18 protein-coding genes are annotated in these 23,175 nt (G+C 58.8%); 15 read left to right on the top strand and 3 right to left on the bottom strand.

The genetic code is table 11. From position 1 onward, the window contains the following. Positions 1 to 60 precede the first annotated feature (60 nt). A complete protein-coding gene (locus IV01_RS11350) occupies positions 61 to 1,398 on the top strand; it encodes an MFS transporter (RefSeq protein ID WP_032629013.1) in 1,338 nt (445 codons plus the stop codon). 251 nt (positions 1,399 to 1,649) lie between these two features. Further along, a complete protein-coding gene (locus IV01_RS11355; protein WP_032629011.1) occupies positions 1,650 to 2,873 on the top strand; it encodes an MFS transporter in 1,224 nt (407 codons plus the stop codon). A gap of 4 nt (positions 2,874 to 2,877) precedes the next feature. Here the strand turns inward: IV01_RS11355 and IV01_RS11360 are convergent, their stop codons facing one another. Beyond that, a complete protein-coding gene (locus IV01_RS11360) occupies positions 2,878 to 3,861 on the bottom strand; it encodes a DUF1853 family protein (RefSeq protein ID WP_032629010.1) in 984 nt (327 codons plus the stop codon). Between the two features lie 373 nt (positions 3,862 to 4,234). On the opposite strand from IV01_RS11360, the gene IV01_RS11365 reads away from it, so the two are divergent. The 9 genes from IV01_RS11365 (at position 4,235) to IV01_RS11400 (ending at position 15,890) form a co-directional block, all read left to right on the top strand. After that, positions 4,235 to 5,125 carry an NAD(+) kinase gene (locus tag IV01_RS11365; protein ID WP_032629008.1) on the top strand — a complete coding sequence of 297 codons (891 nt, stop codon included), beginning with the start codon at positions 4,235 to 4,237 and terminating at the stop codon, positions 5,123 to 5,125. Continuing rightward, entirely contained in the window at positions 5,125 to 6,093 is a 969-nt protein-coding gene (locus IV01_RS11370) for a metallophosphoesterase (protein ID WP_032629006.1), read from the top strand. The genes IV01_RS11365 and IV01_RS11370 overlap by 1 nt, the downstream gene beginning before the upstream one ends. Beyond that, positions 6,093 to 6,965, top strand: a complete 873-nt coding sequence (locus tag IV01_RS11375; protein WP_032629005.1) for a rhomboid family intramembrane serine protease — start codon at positions 6,093 to 6,095, stop codon at positions 6,963 to 6,965. The genes IV01_RS11370 and IV01_RS11375 overlap by 1 nt, the downstream gene beginning before the upstream one ends. A gap of 41 nt (positions 6,966 to 7,006) precedes the next feature. Then, positions 7,007 to 7,267, top strand: coding sequence for a YeaC family protein (locus tag IV01_RS11380; RefSeq protein ID WP_027902009.1), 261 nt, complete (start codon positions 7,007 to 7,009; stop codon positions 7,265 to 7,267). Further along, on the top strand, positions 7,264 to 8,094 hold the full coding sequence (locus IV01_RS11385) for a DUF2797 domain-containing protein (protein WP_032629002.1): 831 nt from the start codon (positions 7,264 to 7,266) through the stop codon (positions 8,092 to 8,094). The genes IV01_RS11380 and IV01_RS11385 overlap by 4 nt, the downstream gene beginning before the upstream one ends. Before the next feature lie 11 nt (positions 8,095 to 8,105). Further along, entirely contained in the window at positions 8,106 to 10,772 is a 2,667-nt protein-coding gene (pepN, locus tag IV01_RS11390; RefSeq protein WP_032629000.1) for an aminopeptidase N, read from the top strand. Between the two features lie 241 nt (positions 10,773 to 11,013). Next, positions 11,014 to 11,958 (top strand): omptin family outer membrane protease, encoded by a 945-nt coding sequence (locus IV01_RS25925; protein WP_195758791.1) that lies wholly within the window; start codon positions 11,014 to 11,016, stop codon positions 11,956 to 11,958. Positions 11,959 to 12,383: 425 nt separating this feature from the next. Continuing rightward, positions 12,384 to 13,469 (top strand): WD40/YVTN/BNR-like repeat-containing protein, encoded by a 1,086-nt coding sequence (locus IV01_RS11395; RefSeq protein ID WP_032628999.1) that lies wholly within the window; start codon positions 12,384 to 12,386, stop codon positions 13,467 to 13,469. Between the two features lie 27 nt (positions 13,470 to 13,496). Next, complete coding sequence (locus IV01_RS11400; protein ID WP_032628998.1) at positions 13,497 to 15,890, top strand: efflux RND transporter permease subunit; 2,394 nt, start codon at positions 13,497 to 13,499, stop codon at positions 15,888 to 15,890. A gap of 107 nt (positions 15,891 to 15,997) precedes the next feature. Here the strand turns inward: IV01_RS11400 and IV01_RS11405 are convergent, their stop codons facing one another. Both IV01_RS11405 and IV01_RS11410 read right to left on the bottom strand, forming a co-directional pair. Beyond that, positions 15,998 to 16,720 carry a FadR/GntR family transcriptional regulator gene (locus IV01_RS11405; RefSeq protein WP_032628996.1) on the bottom strand — a complete coding sequence of 241 codons (723 nt, stop codon included), beginning with the start codon at positions 16,718 to 16,720 and terminating at the stop codon, positions 15,998 to 16,000. 190 nt (positions 16,721 to 16,910) lie between these two features. Then, a complete protein-coding gene (locus tag IV01_RS11410) occupies positions 16,911 to 18,656 on the bottom strand; it encodes an IlvD/Edd family dehydratase (protein WP_032628995.1) in 1,746 nt (581 codons plus the stop codon). Between the two features lie 205 nt (positions 18,657 to 18,861). On the opposite strand from IV01_RS11410, the gene IV01_RS11415 reads away from it, so the two are divergent. From IV01_RS11415 to IV01_RS11430, 4 genes are all read left to right on the top strand, one after another. After that, on the top strand, positions 18,862 to 20,181 hold the full coding sequence (locus IV01_RS11415; RefSeq protein WP_032628993.1) for an MFS transporter: 1,320 nt from the start codon (positions 18,862 to 18,864) through the stop codon (positions 20,179 to 20,181). 152 nt (positions 20,182 to 20,333) lie between these two features. Then, a complete protein-coding gene (gene araD1 / locus IV01_RS11420; protein ID WP_032628990.1) occupies positions 20,334 to 21,326 on the top strand; it encodes an AraD1 family protein in 993 nt (330 codons plus the stop codon). A 130-nt stretch (positions 21,327 to 21,456) separates the two neighbouring features. Then, positions 21,457 to 22,815, top strand: a complete 1,359-nt coding sequence (locus IV01_RS11425) for an MFS transporter (protein WP_032628988.1) — start codon at positions 21,457 to 21,459, stop codon at positions 22,813 to 22,815. Positions 22,816 to 22,884: 69 nt separating this feature from the next. Then, positions 22,885 to 23,175 (top strand): DUF5629 family protein, encoded by a 291-nt coding sequence (locus tag IV01_RS11430; RefSeq protein ID WP_032628986.1) that lies wholly within the window; start codon positions 22,885 to 22,887, stop codon positions 23,173 to 23,175.

Genomic DNA, 23,175 nt, shown 5'->3' with positions numbered 1-23,175 from the left:
AGCCATAGCCGCGACTGTCCTGATAATCGATAGCTTCCTGATGAAATGTCGAGGTCCAGCATGACAAGCACAGCTACTGAGCAGGTCAGCCCCAAAACCCTGAGAAAAGTGATTGTCGCCGCTGCCATCGGTAATTTCGTTGAATGGTTCGATTTCGCGGTCTATGGCTTTCTGGCGACGACCATTGCCCAGCAATTTTTCCCCAGTGGCGATGCCAGTGCAGCCTTGCTGAAAACCTTTGCGGTGTTTGCCGTGGCGTTCGCCTTTCGCCCGCTGGGCGGGATTTTCTTCGGCATGCTGGGCGACAGAATTGGTCGCAAACGAACCCTGGCGATGACCATCCTGTTGATGGCTGGCGCAACGACCCTGATCGGTCTGCTCCCCACTTACGCGGCTATTGGTGTCATGGCCCCGATTCTCCTGACTCTGATCCGCTGCGCCCAAGGCTTTTCAGCCGGGGGCGAATACGCCGGGGCTTGCGCCTATCTGATGGAGCATGCGCCCAGCGACAAGCGTGCCTGGTATGGCAGCTTCATCCCTGTTTCGACCTTTTCTGCCTTCGCGGCGGCAGCGGTGGTGGCTTATGCCCTGGAAGCGTCACTGTCGGCCGAGGCCATGGGCAGTTGGGGCTGGCGTCTGCCGTTCCTGATTGCTGCGCCGTTAGGGCTGGTCGGCTTGTATCTGCGCTGGAAACTGGATGAAACCCCGGCATTCCAGGCGGTGACTCAAGAACACGCGGTGGCCCATTCGCCCCTCAAGGAAACCTTGCGCAACCATGGTGCGGCGATTTGCTGCCTGGGCGCATTCGTATCGCTGACGGCGTTGTCCTTCTATATGTTCACCACTTACTTCGCGACCTACCTGCAAGTGGCTGGCGGGTTGAGCCGTGCTACCGCGTTGCTGGTATCGCTGATTGCATTGATCTTTGCCGCCGCTATGTGCCCGCTGGCCGGTTTGTATTCGGACAAGGTCGGCCGGCGGGCGACGGTCATGACCGCCTGCGCGTTGCTGATCGTGGTGGTTTACCCATCGTTCCTGATGGCCAGCTCCGGCTCGTTTGCAGCGTCCATTGTCGGGGTGATGCTGCTGGCGGTTGGCGCGGTGTTGTGTGGCGTGGTGACAGCAGCGCTATTGTCGGAAACCTTCCCGACTCGCACGCGCTACACAGCCTCGGCGATCACTTACAACATGGCCTACACCATTTTTGGCGGCACCGCGCCGCTGATGGCCACCTGGCTGATCAGCACCACTGGCAGCAACCTCTCGCCAGCGTTCTACTTGATCGCCGTGGCACTGCTGGCGTTGGCGGGTGGTCTGGCGCTGCCCGAGACATCGCGGATTTCCCTGCATGATGTTTCGGCGGGGGAGAAGGGTGCGGGTGTGAGTGCGGCTGCCTGATTCTGAATTTGATAATGCAATTCATGTGGGAGCGGTGCTTGCCCGCGATGAGGCTGGACTCGGTTCACTGGAGACCGCAGTGCCCTCATCGCGGGCAAGCACCGCTCCCACATTGGGATCCGCGTGCTCTTTCCTGCAACAAAATGTAGCGGCAGTGCCCCCAAAAGTGGCACATTGGCAGGCCTTGTGCCGCTGACATATCTTGCAATGACTGGGTCGTGGCACATCCAATAGCTTCGCGGATGAATTCCATGGCCGTCAGCAATCCTCCTGCAACTGCAATTCCCACTGCTGCTCCTGCAAGTACTTCAAGCCCGTTGGTCATGCGCATCATCGGTGCCGTAGCGCTGGCGCATCTGGTCAACGATCTGATTCAGGCCGTGCTGCCTTCGATCTATCCGCTGCTCAAGGAAAGTTACGGGCTGACCTTTACTCAGGTCGGGCTGATTACCCTGACGTTTCAGATTACTGCTTCGTTGCTGCAACCCTGGGTCGGCTACTACACCGACCGCCACCCGAATCCGTTGGTCTTGCCGGTAGGCTCACTGTGTACCTTGATCGGCATTCTGATGCTGGCGGTGGTGGGCAGCTTTCCGATGATCCTGCTGGCGTCTGCGCTGATCGGCATCGGTTCTTCGACCTTCCACCCTGAAGCATCGCGCATTGCCCGCCTGGCTTCCGGTGGCCGTTTCGGTCTGGCGCAGTCGACGTTTCAGGTAGGTGGCAACACGGGTTCAGCGTTCGGCCCGTTGCTGGCGGCAGCGATCATCATTCCGTTCGGTCAGGGTCATGTGGCCTGGTTCGGCCTGGTGGCGCTGTTTTCCGTGGGTTTGCTTTACGCCATAAGCCGCTGGTATCGCAGCCACTTGAGCCTCTTCAAGCTCAAACAGGGGCAGGCGGCGAGCCATGGTCTGTCAAAAGGTCGGGTGACCGCTGCGCTGGTGGTGCTGGCATTCCTGATCTTTTCCAAGTTCTTCTACATGTCGAGCATCACCAGCTACTTCACCTTCTACCTGATCGAGAAATTCGACCTGCCGGTGGCGACCTCGCAGCTGTATCTGTTCCTGTTTCTGGGTGCTGTCGCTGCAGGCACGTTCTTCGGCGGGCCAATCGGTGACCGGATCGGCCGCAAGGCAGTGATCTGGTTTTCGATCCTCGGTGCTGCGCCATTTACCCTCGCGCTGCCCTATGCGGACCTGTTCTGGACTGGCGTGTTGAGCGTGATCATCGGCTTCATCCTGGCCTCGGCATTTTCCGCCATCGTGGTTTACGCCCAGGAACTGGTGCCCGGTAATGTTGGCATGATCGCCGGGATTTTCTTCGGCCTGATGTTTGGCTTCGGTGGCATCGGCGCAGCCTTGCTCGGCTATCTGGCCGACAGCCACGGGATTCTCTTTGTCTACAACCTGTGTTCGTATCTGCCGTTGCTGGGGATTCTGGCGATCCTGCTGCCACGCACAAAAAAGGCAGCCTGATGTTTTAAAGCGATGCAGCGGGCAATGCCACCGTTTGAGTTGCATTGCTCGTGTCGCCGAGCCGGGGCCAGAGGTCGGACACCAGAAATACTCGCTCAGCTTCCTCCCATTCGCCGCCGTGGTTTTCCACCATGCGTACCAGCAGTTGCGCCGGTGCCAGCGGATTGAGCTGGGCCAGCCACTCGTCCAGTTGCTCGATGCTCCAGGCCTGGGCGTAATGAGCCGGCGCCAGCCAGGCGTGGCGGGGCAGTAATTGCCAGCGTCCGGCGGGGCGTTGCGCGGCGAACTCGTACCAGTCTTTCTGATGCAACCAACTGCCGCGCAGATGTTGCGTGTGCGCACCTTGCGGCGGTTGCGCCTGCCCCGGCCACGGGTACAGCAAGTAGCCACCCAGCCACAATTCAGCACTGAAACTGCAAATGCCAAGCTGAGCGAGAGCTTCGTGGCTTTCCGGTCGCGATGAGATCGGCAATTGGTGCTGGCTCAAATGCGCAAGTTTGCGGTCCAGACGATCGTGACAGCCTGGGCCCAGCCATTGCGCCGGGTCCCTGCCGTCGCCCCGTTGCGGCCCCAGATAGAGCTTGATTGCCAGTTCCACGTGATGCACGCCTTCGGTATCGCGCAGCAACATGTCCAGCTCCCCCAGCGTCTGCCCGGCCACACGAATCTGCAGGTTGGCGGCGAGCATCTCGACGCCGGGCGCCTTGTGTGCGGCAAACTGCCAGAGGCGTTCGTAATACAGGCCCAGCCGCCGGGTGGCGCCTTGGGCCAGCCATTGGTCGAGGCTGCTGCTGTCGTGGTCCAGACTGAACAGAAAGTCCGCCAGTTGCTGCGGTTTGGCGACCCATTCACTGGCCGACAAGGGATGACGCTGGGGCCAGGGTGTTTCGCCGAGCATCGGTGGCGCGAGGATCACCCACGCCAGATCTCGCACTTGTGGCGTGCGTAACTGGCGGGGCAGGTGTGTGAGGCTGGGGAATAGGGTCATGGTCGGAGAATAGCGGAAATGGTTTTGGTGCGATAAATGATAAAGCGGTATGTCGGCGGGCGGCGTCTCCTGTATCGCCGGCAAGCACCGCTCCCACGGAATCCTCGGACCTGTTGGAGCCGGGCTTGCCTGCGAAGAACGATGACACGATTCACCTGACAGACCGCACCGCCCGCATTCGCGGGCAAGCCTGGCTCTAATGGAATCCCCTGACCTGTGGGAGCGGTGCTTGCCCGCGATACATGAAAAATAGCCAGTAGCCATACCGCTTTATCTTTTATCGCCCAAGTAAAGCCACGCCGGGTTTGCCGCTACCCCGACCTTTCACCCATAATCCCTGTCTTTAAGCCGTATCGAACCCCGCAGGAGCCCCATGGAGCAATTTCGCAATATCGGCATCATCGGCCGCCTGGGCAGTGCTCAGGTGCTCGAGACCGTGCGCCGACTCAAGAGATTCCTGCTGGATCGGCACCTGCACGTCATCCTGGAAGACACCATCGCTGAGGTGTTGCCCGGCCACGGCCTGCAAACCTCTTCGCGCAAGATGCTCGGTGAAGTCTGTGACATGGTGATCGTGGTTGGCGGTGATGGCAGTTTGCTGGGCGCGGCACGGGCGCTGGCCAAACATAATGTGCCGGTGCTGGGTATCAACCGTGGCAGCCTGGGGTTTCTCACCGACATTCGCCCGGACGAGCTGGAAGTCAAAGTCGCTGAGGTGCTGGACGGTCATTACCTGGTAGAGAACCGCTTCCTGCTTCAAGCCGAGGTTCGTCGTCACGGAGAAGCCATCGGTCAGGGCGACGCACTGAACGACGTGGTGCTGCATCCGGGCAAGTCGACGCGGATGATCGAGTTCGAGATTTATATCGATGGCCAGTTCGTCTGCAGCCAGAAGGCCGATGGCCTGATCGTTGCCACGCCAACCGGCTCCACCGCCTACGCGTTGTCTGCTGGCGGACCGATCATGCATCCCAAGCTGGACGCCATTGTGATCGTGCCGATGTACCCGCATACGTTGTCTGGCCGGCCGATTGTGGTTGATGGCAACAGTGAGCTGAAAATCGTGGTGTCCAAGGACATGACGATTTATCCCCAGGTCTCCTGCGACGGGCAGAACCATTTCACCTGCGCCCCCGGTGACACCATTACCGTCAGCAAAAAGCCGCAAAAACTGCGCCTGATTCATCCTTTGGACCATAACTATTACGAAGTCTGTCGCACCAAGCTCGGCTGGGGTAGCCGACTTGGTGGTGGAGGCGACTGATGCTCGATCCCGCGCGTAGCTACGATCTGATCGGTGACGTGCATGGATGTGCCCATACGTTAGAGCAATTGCTCAGCGTGCTGGGTTATCGCTTTCAGGCTGGCGTCTGGCGTCATCCTGAGCGCATCGCGTTGTTCCTGGGCGATATCATCGACCGCGGCCCGCTGATCCGTGAGTCATTGCATATCGTGCGCGATATGGTGGCGGCAGGACATGCGCTGTGCATCATGGGCAACCACGAATTCAACGCGCTGGGCTGGGAAACACCGGCCCTGCCGGAAAGCGGCAAGCAGTTCGTGCGTGAGCATTCGCTGCGTCACGCGCGACTGATTGGCGAGACCCTGACCCAATTCGAGCAATACCCGGCGGAGTGGAAGGAGTTCGTCAGCTGGTTTTATGAATTGCCGCTGTTCATTGATGCCGGGCGTTTCCGGGTGGTACATGCCTGCTGGGACGCGAGCCTGATTAACCCGCTGCTGGCGATGCATGGCACTGGCTGCATTGATCGCCATTTCGTTCAGGCCTCGGCCGTGCAGGGCAGTTTTGCCTGTGCCGTATTTGACCGTCTGCTGCGTGGCACCGACTTGCGTTTGCCCCACGGCATGACTCTGACCGGCGGCGACGGCCTGACGCGGGAGTTCTTCCGCACCAAATTCTGGGAAGACGACCCGCAAACCTATGGCGACGTGGTTTTCCAGCCTGACGCTCTACCTGAAGGCGTGGCCAAGACGCCGCTGTCCACCACCGAAAAAAATGCCTTGCTACGTTACGGCGTAGACGAACCGATGCTGTTCGTCGGCCATTACTGGCGCAGCGGCGTGCCTGCGCCAATTCGACCCAATCTGGCCTGTCTGGATTACAGCGCCGTGCTCTACGGCAAACTGGTCGCCTACCGGCTGGACCAGGAAACCCGCATCGATCCGGCGAAATTCGTCTGGGTCGATGTCGAACGTCCCGAGGCTGTTTGATGAGTCCTGTTGCTGTATTACGCCTGCCGTTGACCACCGACCTGAGTGGTTTCGTCAGCCTGTTGAATCGTTTGCGCGTACCCCATCGGGTCAGCGAAGAAGCCGGCGAGCAAGTGCTGTGGGTGCCGGATACGCCGCAACTGGCCGACGACATTCGCGCGCTGTATCAGCAATATCCCCAAGGTGATGAGCACTATCAGTTGCCGCCGGGCGAGCAGGGCAGTCCTGCGTCGCGTCCCGGTTTTGTTCAGCAATTGCGTGACAGCCCGGTCACCGCTTTGGTGTTGCTGGCCTGTCTGATCGTCGGTGGCATCACGTTGCTGGGCGATAATCTCGAGGCGGTGCGCTGGCTGACCTTTCTTGATTTCCAGGTACGCGGTGACTACGCGACCTTCGTGCCGTTGGCCGACAGCCTGGCGTCAGGCCAGTGGTGGCGGATCGTCACGCCGATGCTGATCCACTTCGGCATCCTGCATCTGGCCATGAATGCCTTGTGGTACTGGGAACTGGGGCGGCGCATCGAGTGGCGCCAGGGCGGGTTGCAGCTGTTGGGCCTGACCCTGTTATTCAGCGGGGTTTCCAACTTCATTCAATACCAGTTCGGCGGTCCCAGCCTGTTTGGTGGTTTGTCCGGCGTGCTGTATGGCCTGCTCGGCCATTGCTGGATCTTTCAAATGCTCGCGCCCAACCCCATCTACCGTTTACCGCGTGGGGTTCTGGTGATGATGCTGGTCTGGCTGGCGTTGTGCTTGTCGGGGCTGGTCAGCATGCTCGGCTTTGGCGAAATCGCCAACGGCGCGCATGTGGGTGGTCTGATTATTGGTTGTGCAACAGGTCTGATCGGCGGGGCGATTGCCCGGGTCAGAGCTTAAAGTCTGCCGTCTGCTACTTATTCGAGAGTCAGGAGTGCTCCATGTCCTCTTTTGCTGAAATGATTGAAAACATCACACCGGATATCTACGAGAGCCTGAAACTGGCCGTGGAAATCGGTAAATGGTCCGATGGCCGCAAGCTGACCCAGGAACAGCGTGAGTTGTCCCTGCAGGCGTTGATCGCCTGGGAAGTACAGAACCTGCCGGAAGACCAGCGCATCGGTTACATGGGCCCGCAGGAATGCGCCTCCAAGTCGACGACTGTACCCAACATCCTGTTCAAGTCGGATGCTATCCATTGATTGAGATTGGTCGTGGTGCAGTCAACAAAATGTCAGCGCGCCTTGATACGCCGCTGGTGCAGTATGCGTTTCGTCTGGGTGACAGCGAGATCCCGGTCAACCCGCTGATTGGTACAACGGTGCGTCTGGAGTTCCTTGGCGCGATTCATTGCAGCCATTGCGGCCGCAAGACCAAATCCAGCTACAGCCAGGGTTATTGCTACCCCTGCATGCTCAAGCTCGCGCAGTGCGATATCTGCATCATGAGCCCGGAAAAGTGCCACCACGAACACGGTACCTGCCGCGATCCGGCCTGGGGCGAGCAGTTCTGCATGACCGATCATGTGGTGTATCTGGCCAATTCGTCCGGCGTGAAAGTCGGCATCACCCGCGCCACTCAGTTGCCCACCCGCTGGCTGGATCAGGGTGCCAGCCAGGCTTTGCCGATCCTGCGGGTTGCGACCCGCCAGCAGTCTGGCTTCGTCGAAGACCTGCTGCGCAGTCAGGTGGCTGACCGCACCAACTGGCGTGCCTTGCTCAAGGGCGACGCCGAGCCAGTGGATCTGGTGGCTATTCGTCAGCAATTGTTCGAGAGCTGTGGCGCAGGTCTGGCTGGCTTGCAAGAACGATTTGGCCTGCAGGCCATCCAAATGCTGCATGACGTCGAACCGATCGAGATCCGCTACCCCGTCGAGGCGTACCCGACCAAGATCGTCAGCTTCAATCTGGACAAGAATCCGATCGCCGAAGGCACATTGCTGGGGATCAAGGGCCAGTACCTGATCTTCGATACCGGCGTGATCAATATTCGCAAATACACGGCATATCAGCTCGCCGTGCATCAGTAAGAGGACTCATCATGCGCACCGAACAACCGCAAATGATCTACCTGAAGGATTATCAGGCTCCCGAGTACCTCATCGACGAAACGCACCTGACGTTCGAGCTGTTCGATGACCATTCCCTGGTCCATGCCCAGCTGGTGATGCGCCGTAACCCGGCCCGTGGCGCGGGCCTGCCGCCGCTGGTGCTGGACGGCCAACTGCTGGAATTATTGTCGGTGCAGCTCGATGATACCGAGCTGAGTGCTGCCGATTACCAGTTGACCCCGGACCACCTGACGCTGCATCCAAAGGCCGAGTCGTTCACGGTGGATACCAGCGTGCGCATCCACCCGGAAACCAACACCGCGCTGGAAGGCCTGTACAAATCCAGCGGCATGTTCTGCACCCAGTGCGAGGCCGAAGGCTTCCGCAAGATCACCTATTACCTCGACCGCCCGGACGTGATGAGCAAGTTCACCACGACCCTGAGTGCCGACAAGCACAACTTCCCGGTCCTGCTGTCCAACGGCAACCCGATTGCCAGTGGTCCGGAAGACGACGGCCGCCACTGGGCGACCTGGGAAGACCCGTTCATGAAACCGGCGTATCTGTTCGCGCTGGTGGCGGGTGATCTGTGGTGCGTCGAAGACAAGTTCACCACCATGAGCCAGCGGGAAGTGACCCTGCGCATCTACGTCGAGCCGGAAAACATCGACAAGTGCCAGCACGCCATGACCAGCCTGCAGAAATCCATGCGCTGGGATGAAGAGACCTACGGTCGCGAGTACGACCTGGACATCTTCATGATTGTTGCGGTCAACGACTTCAACATGGGCGCCATGGAAAACAAAGGCCTCAACATCTTCAACTCCAGCGCCGTGCTGGCCCGTGCCGAAACCGCCACCGACGCCGCTCACCAGCGGGTCGAGGCCATCGTCGCCCACGAATATTTCCACAACTGGTCTGGCAACCGCGTGACTTGCCGCGACTGGTTCCAGTTGTCGCTCAAGGAAGGCTTCACGGTGTACCGCGACTCCGGTTTCTCCGCGGACATGAACTCGGCCACGGTCAAGCGCATTCAGGACGTTGCCTATCTGCGTACTCACCAGTTCGCCGAAGATGCCGGTCCCATGGCCCATGCCGTACGCCCGGACAGCTTCATCGAGATTTCCAACTTCTACACCCTGACCGTTTACGAAAAGGGCTCGGAAGTGGTTGGCATGATTCACACCTTGTTGGGCGCTGCTGGCTTCCGCAAGGGCAGCGACCTGTACTTCGAACGCCACGACGGCCAGGCCGTGACTTGTGATGACTTCATCAAGGCCATGGAAGACGCCAACGGCGTGGACCTGACCCAGTTCAAGCGCTGGTACAGCCAGGCGGGTACGCCGCGTCTGGCGGTGAGCGAGTCTTACGACAGCGCAGCCAAGACCTATAGCTTGACCTTCCGCCAAAGCTGCCCGACCACACCGGGTCAGCCTGGCGAGAGCAAAAAGCCGTTCGTGATTCCGGTGGAACTGGGTTTGCTGGACAAGCAGGGCGGCGAAATTGCTCTGCGTCTGCAAGGCGAAGAGGCGGCAGGTGGCACTACGCGGGTGATCTCGGTGACAGAAGCCGAGCAGACCTTTACCTTCGTCGACATCGCCGAGCAGCCTTTGCCATCGCTGCTGCGCGGCTTCTCGGCGCCGGTAAAACTCAGCTTCCCGTATAACCGCGATCAACTGATGTTCCTGATGCAGCATGACCGCGATGGCTTCAATCGCTGGGATGCGGGCCAGCAACTGTCGGTTCAGGTCCTTCAGGAACTGATCGGCCAGTATCAGAAGGGCCAGCCGATGGTTCTTGATCAGCGTCTGGTCACTGCCCTGGGCACCGTTTTGGCGGATACTTCGCTGGATCAGGCCATGATCGCGGAAATGCTGTCGTTGCCGGGTGAAGCCTACCTGACCGAAATCAGCGAAGTGGCTGACGTCGACGCGATCCATGCCGCACGTGAGTTTGTCCGCAAGCAGCTTGCGGACAGCCTGTTCGACGGCTTGTGGACGCGTTACACCGCCAATCGCCAGTTGTCCAAGGCCACGCCTTACGTGGCCGAGGCCGAACACTTCGCCCGCCGTGCGTTGCAGAACATCGCGTTGTCCTACCTGATGCTCAGCGAGAAACCAGAGGTGTTGGCCGCTACCATTGAGCAGTTCGATAGCGCTGACAATATGACCGAGCGCCTTACCGCATTGGCAGTGTTGGTCAACTCGCCATTCACCGCGGAGAAAGACAAGGCGCTGGCGGTGTTTGCCGAGAACTTCAAAGACAACCCGCTGGTCATGGACCAATGGTTCAGCGTCCAGGCCGGCAGCCCGTTGCCGGGAGGTCTGGATCGGGTCAAGGCATTGATGCAGCATCCTGCGTTCAACATCAAAAACCCGAACAAGGTGCGTGCACTGATCGGTGCTTTCGCGGGCCAGAACCTGATCAACTTCCATGCAGCGGACGGCTCAGGCTACCGCTTCCTGGCGGATCTGGTGATTCAGCTCAACGGCTTCAACCCGCAGATCGCGTCCCGCCAATTGGCGCCACTGACCCGCTGGCGTAAATACGACAGCGCCCGTCAGGCGTTGATGAAAGCCGAACTGGTGCGTATCCGGGATTCCGGTGAGCTTTCCAGTGATGTGTTCGAGGTGGTGAGCAAAAGCCTCGCCGAATAAAATCCACAGGTAATGCAGGGGCCTTCCGCGCACGCGGCAGGCCCTTTTTTTTGCATGGCTTTTTTGTAGGGGCTTTCCAGCACTTCACGGTGAGAATTCATACAGGTTCATAACGCTTTGTCTGGCAGAAGCGTCCTTCAACAACCTTCATCCTTTCGTCCTCCGGTGCGCTGGCTTTCAGTCGGCGCACCTATGACCCTGATCTAGGTGCTGGATGTTGTTGAAAAATGGACGCAATACATTGCTTTTATTAACTGCACTGGGTTTGAGTGCGCTGGGACAGCAGGCATTGGCCGATGCCAAGGTGACCAATGAGCAACGCTTGAAGGTGGGCAGCGTTGATTTGAGCCTGGGCCTTGGACTGTTGAATGGCCGGTCCCAGGAAAAGGTCTACCAGGATGGCGAAAAACTCAGCCAGCTGACCTGGGATATCAAACAAGTCCCCACCATGCATCTCGGGCTGGCTTTCCATCCGCTGGACTGGCTGTCCTATGACTTGCGCGGCTGGACCCGGATCAGTGCCGGCAATAGTCATATGAAAGATTACGACTGGCTCAGTGATGAGGATGTCGGCTGGACCCATTACTCGGACCATCCGAAGACCCGCCTCAAGAACGCCTGGCAGGTTGAGTTCGCTGCCACCGCCTGGGCGCTCAAGCGTGAAGACCTTGCCCTTGGGGTAATGGCGGGTTATCAGCGCAGCCGATTTGATTGGGATTCCAAAGGCGGGAGCTACACCTATTCTTCCCAGGATGGATTTCGCGATCGAGAAGGAAGCTTCCCGGATGGGCTGAAAGTCATCAGTTATCAACAGACCTATGACACGCCTTATCTGGGGCTTGTCGGGCTCTACAATCTGCATAACTGGACCCTGGAAAGCCGCTTCAAATACAGCAATTGGGTGCGGTCGAGGGATTTCGATAATCACCACCTGCGCGCAACGACGTTCAGTAGCGACAACGGCAACACAGGCCGCATGCAAAGCCTTGCTCTGGGACTTACCTATAACGTCAATCCGCAGCTATCAGTCAAAGCGGGTATCGATCATCAGGTCTATACGTCGACCAAGGGCAATAAGCTGATCAAGGATGCCTTCAACGGTTGGAGCGGTGTCACTGAACCCAAATCCAGCGCCCAGACCAACCGGACAACCATGACCACCCTGGCGGTCGCCTATCAGTTCTGACAATTGCAGGCCGGGCGCTTAAACTCGGCCTACACTGGCATTTGCCGGATGCGGTACGTGGGAGATTCTTTGTTTGCTCGCAAGCGGAACGCCGCCCGGGCGGTCCCACGTCGTCGCGTCAATATTGAGATCACTCTTGTGGGAGCGGTGCTTGCCCGCGATAAAGCCGCCACAGATATCAGGTCCAACGCGTCCAGCCTTATCGCGGGCAAGCACCGCTCCCGCAAATGCCTGAGTTACCGTCGAACAGCATCACCCCAACTGATAACCCACCAATCACAGCAGAGGGCTAGACCAAAGATGACGCCATGTTGACTGTCATGGCTTTCGAAAGCTGGATAGGATAGGTCTGCCTCCAGAACACCAAGCCTAGAGCGCCTGGCCGGGGTCGACCTCATAAAAATAAAATGGATAGGGGACGCTTCATGAGTGAGCCTGTAAATCGGCGCACGCGAGCCGGTGTGGATCCGGTGGTCTGTCAGCCATTGGCTTGCGCTACAGGCAAGCTCCAGCCCACGGCATTTTTGCTATTGGCGGCTATTTCACTGTTGTTTCCTGCCAGCCCGGTGAGCGCAGCCACTGCACCGGCTGACGCCACCCAGTACTCCATCGAATCAGCCAAATCCTCCCGTGGCCTGCTGCTGGACGTGGCGCATGCGGGCGCGAGACTGGTCGTGGTCGGTGATCGCGGACATATTCTTTATTCCGACGATCAGGGCAAAACCTGGACCCAGGCCAAAGTGCCCAGCCGCCAGTTGCTGACAGCGGTGTACTTCGTCGATGACAAGCATGGCTGGGCGGTGGGGCATGATGCGCAGATCCTCGCCAGCAGCGACGGCGGCGTCACCTGGACCAAGCAGTTCGAAGACCTCAAGCGCGAAGCCCCTCTCCTGGATGTCTGGTTCAAGGATGTCAGTCACGGTTTCGCCGTTGGCGCTTACGGCGCTTTGCTGGCAACCACCGATGGCGGCAAGGATTGGCAGGACGTCAGCGACCGACTCGATAACGAAGATCAGTACCACCTCAATGGCATCACTCAAGTGACCGACAGCGGCCTTTTCGTCGTGGGGGAGGCGGGGGCGATGTTCCGTTCGGCGGATGACGGGCAGACCTGGGAAAAGCTCGAAGGACCCTATCAAGGCTCGCTGTTTGGTGCGATTGGCACCGGCAAGCCGGACACGCTGCTGGTATATGGCCTGCGGGGCAATCTGTATCGGTCAACGGACTTTGGCGACAGTTGGACCGCTATTGAACTCCAGGGGGCTCGCGGCCCTCTTGAGTTCGGCCTGTCCAACGCTACGGTGCTGGATGATGGCTCACTGGTCCTGGTGGGCAACGGCGGCAGCGTGATGCGCAGCACCGATGACGGCCAGACCTTCCAGGTTTACAACCGTCCCGACCGGATTTCGCTGTCCGGGGTTACAGCTGACGCGCAGGGCAATCTGATTCTGGTTGGTCAGGGTGGCGTTCGCGTCACCTCGCCGACGGGCGCCGAGTCGACCCAACAATAAGAACTATCAGGGCGGGGAAATTCCGGCATGAGCAATCTTCATGACACTCAGCAGCACAACGGCGACAAGGCGACTTTTCTTGAGCGCCTGATCTTCAACAACCGACCGGCCGTGATCGTGATCTGCCTGCTGGTCAGCATTTTCCTGTTCTGGCAGGCGACCCTGGTTCGGCCGTCCACCAGTTTCGAGAAAATGATCCCGCTGGATCATCCGTTCATTCAGAAAATGATGGAACACCGCAACGACCTGGCCAATCTGGGCAACACGGTGCGCATTTCGGTGGAGGCGCTGGACGGCGACATATTCTCCAAGCAGTACATGGAGACCCTGCGGGAAATCAACGACGAGGTTTTCTACATTCCCGGCGTTGACCGCTCGGGTCTGAAGTCACTTTGGAGCCCAAGCGTGCGCTGGACCGAAGTGACCGAGGAAGGATTCGCCGGCGGCGAAGTCATCCCCCAGAGCTACAACGGTTCCGACGACAGCCTCGATCAATTGCGAAACAACGTGCTCAAGTCGGGTCAGGTTGGCCGGTTAGTGGCTAACGATTTCAAGTCGAGTATCGTCGATGTCCCGTTGTTGGAGTCTTATCCTGACCCAGAGGATCAGGGCAAGCTGATCAAGCTGGACTACCAGCAGTTCTCCCATCAACTCGAAGAAAAGATTCGCGACAAGTACCAGGCGCAAAACCCGAATATCAAGGTGCACATCGTCGGCTTCGCCAAGAAGGTCGGCGACCTGATTGACGGACTGCTGATGGTGGTGATGTTTTTCGGCGTGGCGTTCGTGATTACCCTGGTGCTGCTGGTCTGGTTCACCCGCTGTATCCGCAGCACCATCGCGGTGCTTTGTACCACGCTGATTGCGGTGATCTGGCAGTTGGGGCTGATGCATGTGGTGGGCTTTGGACTGGACCCGTATTCGATGCTGGTACCGTTCCTGATCTTCGCCATCGGTATCTCCCATGGTGTGCAGAAAATCAACGGCATTGCTCTGCAATCCAGCGATGCCGAGAACGCTCTGACGGCTGCGCGGCGTACATTCCGGCAGCTCTTCCTGCCCGGCATGATCGCGATTCTGGCCGACGCGGTGGGCTTTATCACCTTGCTGATCATTGATATCGGGGTAATTCGAGAGCTGGCCATTGGCGCCTCTATTGGTGTGGCGGTCATCGTGTTCACCAACCTGATACTGCTGCCGGTGGCGATTTCCTACGCGGGTATCAGCAAAAAAGCGATCAGTCGCAGCAAGAAAGACGCGGTGTCAGAGCATCCTTTCTGGCGCCTGTTGTCGAACTTTGCCAGTGCCAAAGTGGCCCCGGTGTCCATTGTTCTGGCGTTGCTGGCCTTCGGTGGCGGGCTTTGGTACAGCCAGAACCTGAAGATCGGCGACCTGGATCAGGGTGCCCCAGAGTTGCGCCCGGATTCGCGCTATAACCAGGACAACAGTTTCATCATCAACAATTACTCCACCAGTTCCGACGTGCTGGTGGTGATGGTCAAGACACCTCGCGAAGGGTGTTCGGCTTACCCGACTATGTCCGCGATCAACGAGCTGGCCTGGAAGATGGAGAACACCCCCGGAGTCCAGTCGGCAATTTCGCTGGTCACCGTGTCCAAACAGATGATCAAGGGCATGAACGAGGGCAATCTGAAGTGGGAGTCCTTGTCCCGCAACAAGGACGTGCTCAACAGCTCCATCGCCCGGGCTGACGGCCTGTACAACAATGACTGCTCGCTGGCGCCGCTGCTGATCTTCCTCAACGACCACAAGGCCGAAACCCTGGACCGCGCTGTACATGCGGTGCAGACCTTTGCCGATGAGAACAATCGCGAAGGCCTGGAATTTCTGCTGGCGGCTGGTAATGCCGGCATTGAGGCTGCCACTAACGAGGTCATCAAACATTCCGAGTTGACCATTCTGGTGCTGGTCTACGTGTGTGTTGCGGCGATGTGCATGATTACTTTCCGCTCCTGGGCGGCGACGTTGTGCATCGTGCTGCCGCTGGTGCTCACCTCCGTGCTGGGCAACGCGCTGATGGCGTTCATGGGCATCGGCGTCAAAGTCGCGACCTTGCCGGTGGTGGCACTGGGTGTGGGCATTGGCGTGGATTACGGCATCTACATCTACAGCCGTCTGGAAAGCTTCCTGCGCGCGGGGCTGCCGCTGCAGGAAGCCTATTACGAAACCCTGAAGTCCACCGGTAAAGCGGTGCTGTTCACTGGGCTGTGCCTGGCGATCGGCGTGTGCACCTGGATCTTCTCCGCGATCAAATTCCAGGCCGACATGGGCTTGATGCTGACGTTCATGCTGCTGTGGAACATGTTCGGCGCCTTGTGGCTGCTGCCAGCGTTGGCGCGGTTCCTGATCAAGCCGGAGAAGATGGCAGGCAAGGTGGGGAATTCACTGTTTTCACATTGAGGTCCAGGTTGTAGGAGCGCGCTTGCCCGCGATAGCGTCAGGTCAGTCAACAAATGAATCAACAGATCTGGCGCCATCGCGGGCAAGCGCGCTCCTACGGGCCGTTTTTACAACCCCAACTCTCTCCCCAACACCACACTCAACGCATTCCGCGCATCATCAAGCTGCACCAACGTCGCATGCCGGGCGCCGAGTGCGTCGCGGTTTTCGATGGCGGTGAGGATCGCTTTATGACGGGGCAGCGCCAGTTCATGCAGGTTGGGCCGCTGATTGGAGTGTTTTAGCGCTTCACGCAGCGCCAGCGACAACATGTTACACAGGTGAGCCAGCAGGTCATTATGGGTGGCGTCGGCGATCCGGCTATGGAAATCCAGGTCCGGTTGCAGCAAGGCTTCGGGCGTTGGCGCGGCTTCCATGCGCTGATAAGCCTCACCGATGGCGGCGATTTCATCTTCGGTGGCGTGTTGCGCGGCAAGGGCTGCCACGGCAGGTTCGATGACCGCGCGGACGCTGGTCAGCAGGTGGAAAAACTCATTCTGCGGCGTGCTTTGCATGATCCAGTGCAGCACGTCCGGATCGAGCAAATGCCATTCGCGTCGGACCTTGACCACCGTGCCCACTCGCGGCCTGGAATACACCAGACCTTTGGCGACCAACACCCGGGTGGCTTCGCGCAATACAGGACGACTGACCGCGTACTCCTCGCATAAAAGGGCTTCGGCAGGCAGTTTCTCGTCAGGCTTGAAACGCCCGGAGACGATCTGCATGCCCAGCTCCTGGACGATACGGGCATGCATGCTTTTACGGTCGGAGGGCTTTCGATAATCCATGGGAACGCAAGTCAATCCTGAGCGATGAGTGCGGAGCATCATAGCATCGGCGTTGAGCTGTAGGAGATCGCGTGTGCTGGCGCTATCCCTGTGGGAGCGGTGCTTGCCCGCGATAAGGCTGAACGCGATTCACTTTAGATCGCGTAGACCTTATCGCGGGCAAGCACCGCTCCCACAGGTTAAACCGCGATCAATGCGAATGCCGCGGCACCTCTGCCCCGCGCATGCCCACCAGGAAGTCGAAGTCGCAACCCTGATCGGCCTGCAGCACGTGCTTCACATACAGCTCGCGATAGCCGCCCACCAGAAGTTGCTGCTGTTGCGGTGGCTGCCAGTCGGCCAGGCGTGCGGCCAGTTCGGCGTCGGTGATGTCCAGATGCAGGCGGCCGCTGGCGCAATCCAGCTCAATCCAGTCACCTTCTTGCACCACCGCCAACGGCCCGCCCGCTGCGGCTTCCGGCGCCACATGTAAAACAACGGTGCCGTAAGCCGTGCCGCTCATGCGTGCATCGGAAATACGCACCATGTCGGTCACACCCTGGGCCAGCAGCTTGGCGGGCAGGCCCATGTTGCCTACTTCAGCCATGCCCGGATAACCCTTGGGCCCGCAGTTTTTCATGACCATGATCGAATTGGCGTCGATGTCCAGATCAGGGTCGTTGATGCGGGCCTTGTACATGTCGAAGTTTTCGAAGACCACCGCTCGGCCCCGGTGCTGCATCAGCGATGTCGTGGCTGCCGAGGGTTTGAGCACCGCGCCCAGGGGGGCCAGATTACCGCGCAGGACACAGATGCCGCCGTCGGCACGGATCGGGTTGTCCAGGGCACGGATCACCTGGTCTTCACCATAAATCGGCGCGTTCTGGTTGTTCTCGCGGATGGTTTTGCCATTCACGGTCAAGGCGTCGGGGTTGGGCAGTAGATTGGCTTCGTCCATGCGCCGCAGAACAGCGGGCAGACCGCCCGCGTAATAAAACTCTTCCATCAGGAAGCGTCCGGAGGGTTGCAGGTCGACGATGGTCGGCATGCCGCGCCCGATACGGGTCCAGTCGTCCAATTCCAGATCCACGCCGATGCGCCCGGCAATGGCTTTCAAGTGGATCACGGCGTTGGTTGAGCCGCCGATAGCTGCGTTAACCCGAATCGCATTTTCGAACGCAGCCTTGGTGAGGATCTTCGACAGACGCAGGTCTTCGCGGGCCATCTCTACCGCGCGCATGCCGGACATATGCGCCAGCACATAGCGCCGGGAGTCGACCGCCGGGATCGCTGCGTTGTGGGGCAGGGAAGTGCCCAGTGCTTCGGCCATACAGGCCATGGTCGAGGCGGTGCCCATGGTGTTGCAGGTGCCCGCCGAACGCGACATGTCGCCTTCGGCCGCGAGGAAATCATCAAGGGTGATTTGCCCGCCTTTATAGGCTTCGTGCATCTGCCAGACCACCGTGCCCGAACCAATGTCCTTGCCCTTATGCTTGCCGTTGAGCATCGGTCCGCCGGTCACCACGATGGCTGGCACGTCGCAACTGGCCGCGCCCATCAGAAGCGCAGGGGTGGTTTTGTCGCAGCCGGTGAGCAGCACTACGCCGTCAATCGGATTGCCGCGAATCGCTTCTTCGACATCCATGCTGGTCAGGTTGCGAGTGAACATCGCGGTGGGGCGCAGGTTGGATTCGCCGTTGGAGAACACCGGGAATTCCACCGGCCAGCCGCCTGCCTCGATGACGCCGCGTTTTACGTGTTCGGCGATCTGTCGGAAGTGGGCGTTGCAGGGAGTGAGTTCTGACCAAGTGTTGCAGATGCCGATGATGGGCTTGCCCTGAAACTGATGGTCGGCAATGCCCTGGTTCTTCATCCAGCTGCGGTACATGAAGCCGTTCTTGTCGGCAGTACCAAACCATTGGGCGGAACGCAGGGGTTTTTTATCGGAATCAGACATGATCGGCTCTCTTATTGTAAGACTTAATGGCGTTTCTGATGATTAAGTTAAGCGTTAATTCGTGCCATTGGAAGAGTTGTTAGCTAAATAGTAATACTATATAGTCGATTTTCAGTGAGGCATTGACCCTGGCAAAAGCACCCGCGTGCTCGAGGCGAGAGGCAAAACCCGCAGGTTCCACAATAAAAACAATTGGAGACCGCACATGAGCCAGGAACTCAGGCTTATTCGCCGCATCACCCTGAAATTGATTCCTTTCCTGATCCTGTTGTACCTGATCGCTTATGTTGACCGTTCCGCCGTAGGTTTCGCCAAGCTGCATATGGGCGCAGACATCGGCATCGGCGATGCGGCCTACGGGTTGGGCGCCGGTTTGTTTTTCATCGGTTATTTCCTGTTCGAAATCCCCAGCAATCTGATGCTCGAACGCTTCGGCGCGCGGCGCTGGTTTGCGCGGATCATGATCACCTGGGGCGCGATCACCATCGGCATGGCCTTCGTGCAAGGCCCACATAGCTTTTATGTGATGCGCTTTTTGCTGGGGGCGGCTGAGGCTGGCTTCTTTCCGGGTGTGCTGTATTACATCACTCAGTGGTTCCCGGTTCGCCATCGCGGCAAGATTTTGGGCCTGTTCATCCTTTCGCAACCCATCGCCATGATGATCACCGGCCCGGTTTCCGGTGGTTTGCTGGGCATGGATGGCGTGCTCGGCCTGCATGGCTGGCAGTGGTTGTTCATCGTGATCGGTACGCCTGCGATCCTGCTGACCTGGCCGGTATTGCGCTGGCTGCCGGATGGTCCAAAGCAAGTCAAATGGATGGATCAGGCTGAGAAGGACTGGCTGACAGGTGAACTGAAAAAAGACCTGGAAGAGTACGGCCAGACCCGCCACGGCAACCCACTGCACGCTCTCAAAGACAAGCGCGTCCTGCTGCTGGCGTTGTTCTACCTGCCGGTCACCTTGAGCATTTATGGTCTTGGCCTCTGGTTGCCAACATTGATCAAGCAATTTGGCGGCACCGATCTGGTGACCGGTTTTGTCTCATCCGTGCCTTACATCTTCGGCATCGTCGGCCTGCTGATCGTGCCGCGTAGTTCCGACCGGCTTAACGACCGTTATGGTCATCTGGCGGTGCTGTACGTGCTGGGTGCCATCGGCCTGTTCCTCAGTGCCTGGCTGACCGTGCCGGTGGCACAACTGGCCGCGTTGTGCCTGGTGGCCTTCTCGCTGTTCTCCTGCACGGCAGTGTTCTGGACCTTGCCCGGTCGCTTCTTCGCCGGCGCCAGTGCTGCTGCCGGCATCGCGTTGATTAACTCGGTGGGCAACCTGGGTGGCTACATCGGTCCGTTCGTGATCGGCGCGCTCAAGGAATACACCGGCAACCTTGCTTCCGGCTTGTACTTCCTGTCCGGAGTGATGGTTTTTGGGCTGATTCTGACAGGCGTTGTGTACCGCGTGCTTGAGCGAAAACACGTACTGCCAGCCAGCGACTTCGCCGCCAGCGCTCGCAGCCGACAGGCCTAAACACTGGATGGCGCCTTTCCCTGTGGGAGTGGTGCTTGCCCGCGATAAGGTCCACGCGATCTAAAGTGAATCGCGTCCAGCCTTATCGCGGGCAAGCACCGCTCCTACAGGAGCGCGCGCCGTCTGCGATGACTTTGCAAAGGAGCAAAACCATGAACCTGATTCAATTCGAACTCAGCAACGGCCAGCGCCGCGTCGGCCTGGTAGATGGCGATCTGATTCGCGAAGTGAAAGGCGCAGAAAGCGTGCGCGACCTGGCGTTGTCGGCCATTGATGCCGATATAGGCCTGGCGCAACAGGTGGATAACCAAGGGCTGGGCGACAGTCATGACTATGCCCAGCTGCTTGAGGAACTGCGGATTCTGCCGCCGCTGGACCATCCTGATCCCGCTCATCTGTTGGTCAGCGGCACCGGTCTGACTCACTTGGGAAGCGCCTCGGCCCGGGACAAGATGCATCAGCAAGCCGGTGACGAAGCCTCGATGACCGACACCATGCGCATCTTCAAGTGGGGTGTGGAGGGCGGTAAGCCTGAAGCAGGGCAGGCGGGCGTGCAGCCGGAATGGTTTTACAAAGGCGATGGCGGAATTGTCGTGCGCCCCGGCGCGGCGTTCTCGCTGCCACCTTTCGCCGAAGATGGCGGCGAAGAGCCGGAGCTCAGCGGTTTGTATGTGATTGGCAACGACGGCAAACCCTATCGTCTGGGATTTGCCATCGGCAACGAATACTCCGATCACATCATGGAGCGCCGCAACTACTTGTATCTGGCCCATTCGAAGCTGCGTGCCTGCTCCTTCGGCCCGGAACTGCGAGTTGGCGACCTGCCACAGAATCTGTCGGGTACCAGTCGGGTGCTGCGTGACGGTGAGGTGCTGTGGGAGAAGGAATTCCTCAGCGGCGAAGCCAACATGTGCCACAGCCTGGAAAACCTCGAGTACCACCATTTCAAATACCGCCAGTTCCTGCGCCCCGGTGACGTGCATGTGCACTTCTTCGGCACCGCGACCCTGTCTTTCGCTGATGGCGTGCGCACTCAGCCGGGGGATCAGTTCCAGATCAGCCAGGCCGAGTTTGGCAAGCCGTTGGTCAATGGCATTGAAAAGACCGAAGCGGCGTTTTTGCCGGGCGGGATAGGTAGGTTGTAAACCTGTTGAGTCTCCGTGCAAGTGCTCAACCTGTGGGAGGTCCTACTGAGTTGCAGGTAAACATAGAATCTCCTACAGGTTCGGAACCGTATTGCAGTTCACCCTCCAATAACAACAACGAGGTGCGCACATGACCACCAATACTGCGCCGGTCGAGGCGTTCGATGAAGACGCTTTCGAAGAGAAGATCTACCGCAAGGTCAACTGGCGCATCATCCCGCTGTTCATCCTGTGTTTTCTGTTCGCCTATCTGGATCGGGTCAATATCAGCTTTGCCAAGTTGCAGATGCAGAGCGACCTGGGCTTTAGCGAAACAGTTTACGGGCTAGGCGCGAGTCTGTTTTTCGTCGGCTATTTCCTGTTCGAAGTCCCCAGCAACATGCTCTTGCACAAGATCGGCGCGCGGGTCTGGATCGCGCGGATCATGGTCAGTTGGGGCATCACCTCGGCCTGCATGATGTTCGTGCAAACCGAGTTCTGGTTCTACACCCTGCGATTCCTCATCGGCGTAATGGAAGCCGGATTTGTCCCTGGGGTGCTGTATTTTTTCACCCAGTGGTACCCAAGCAACCGCCGCGCCCGGGTCAATTCCTACTTCAAGAGTTCGATCTGCCTGTGCGGGATCGTCGGCGGGCCGATTGCCGGTTTGATCCTCGGCCATTTCGACGGTGTGATGGGCATGGCGGGCTGGCGCTGGCTGTTTTTGCTCGAAGGTATTCCTTCCGTATTGCTGGGCGTCGTAGTGTTCTGGTTCGTGTGTGACCGGATCGAAGACGCCACGTGGCTCAATGACGCGGAGAAGAAAGTCGTACTGGCGCGCATGGCCCGTGAAGTCCAGCCGCAAACCCCGCAAACCTTCAAGGACATCTGGAAGCATCCGACCACTTATGTGATGTCGGTGATTTACCTGTGTCTGGTGATGGCCCTGACTGGTTTGCTGTTCTGGATGCCGCAACTGATCAAGAGCGCAGGGGTGGCTGACACCATGAACATCGGGCTGCTGACGGTGATTCCTTATCTGGGCGCAGTGGTTGGCAATCTGTTGATCGGGTCCAGCTCTGACCGACGGGGCGAGCGGCGTTGGCACATGGCCGGTTGTGCGTTGCTGACCGCTGCGGGCTATCTGGTTTGCGCGCTGTTCCCTGGCCAGTTGCTGCCGTTGATGATCGGCATGACCATGATCCTAACCGGCATCATTGCCTGGATGCCGATTTTCTGGACCATCCCGCCACGCTTCCTCAGTGGCCTCGCGGCTGCGGCCGGGATCGCCCTGATCAACTCCATCGGTCAGTTGGGCGGGATCATTGCGCCCTTCATGGTGGGCCGCATCAAGGACCTGACTGGCGCGGCCACTCCGGCGTTGTTCGTGCTGTGTGCCGTCTGCGTATTGGCGACCGGCCTGATCATATGGGGTATTCCGGACCGTTATTACGTGCGTGAAACCACCCATGACAAAGCTCCAGCCGGTGCAGTTGAAGCAACGGCCTGACGTTGACGGTGGTTCTGTCGAGGGTGGTTTTGGCCTATCATTCGCGCTTTTACACAGACGAAGACTGCCATGACCACCAACTCGACCGATCTCAAAGCCGCCCTGAAAGACGCCACCATGCTGGAAATCGACGGGTTGCATGCCTGGGATTTCTTCCTGGGTGACTTTCTGACGCTCGAGTGCATGGATGGCCGCGAGCGTAAAACCTGGCGTTTTGAAATGGCCCAGGTCGAGGCCGCGACATTCGACGAAGCTCAGCAGTGCTGGCTGATCACCGATGGCATTCACGAACATCGGATGAAGTGCCTTGAAGCGTTCACCCCGAGCAAGGACGATGAGGAAGACGTGCTCGAGGACTGA

This window comes from Pseudomonas syringae (genome assembly GCF_000737245.1).
Lineage (GTDB): Bacteria > Pseudomonadota > Gammaproteobacteria > Pseudomonadales > Pseudomonadaceae > Aquipseudomonas > Aquipseudomonas syringae_J.
This window is presented reverse-complemented; position numbering and strand designations above follow the sequence as displayed.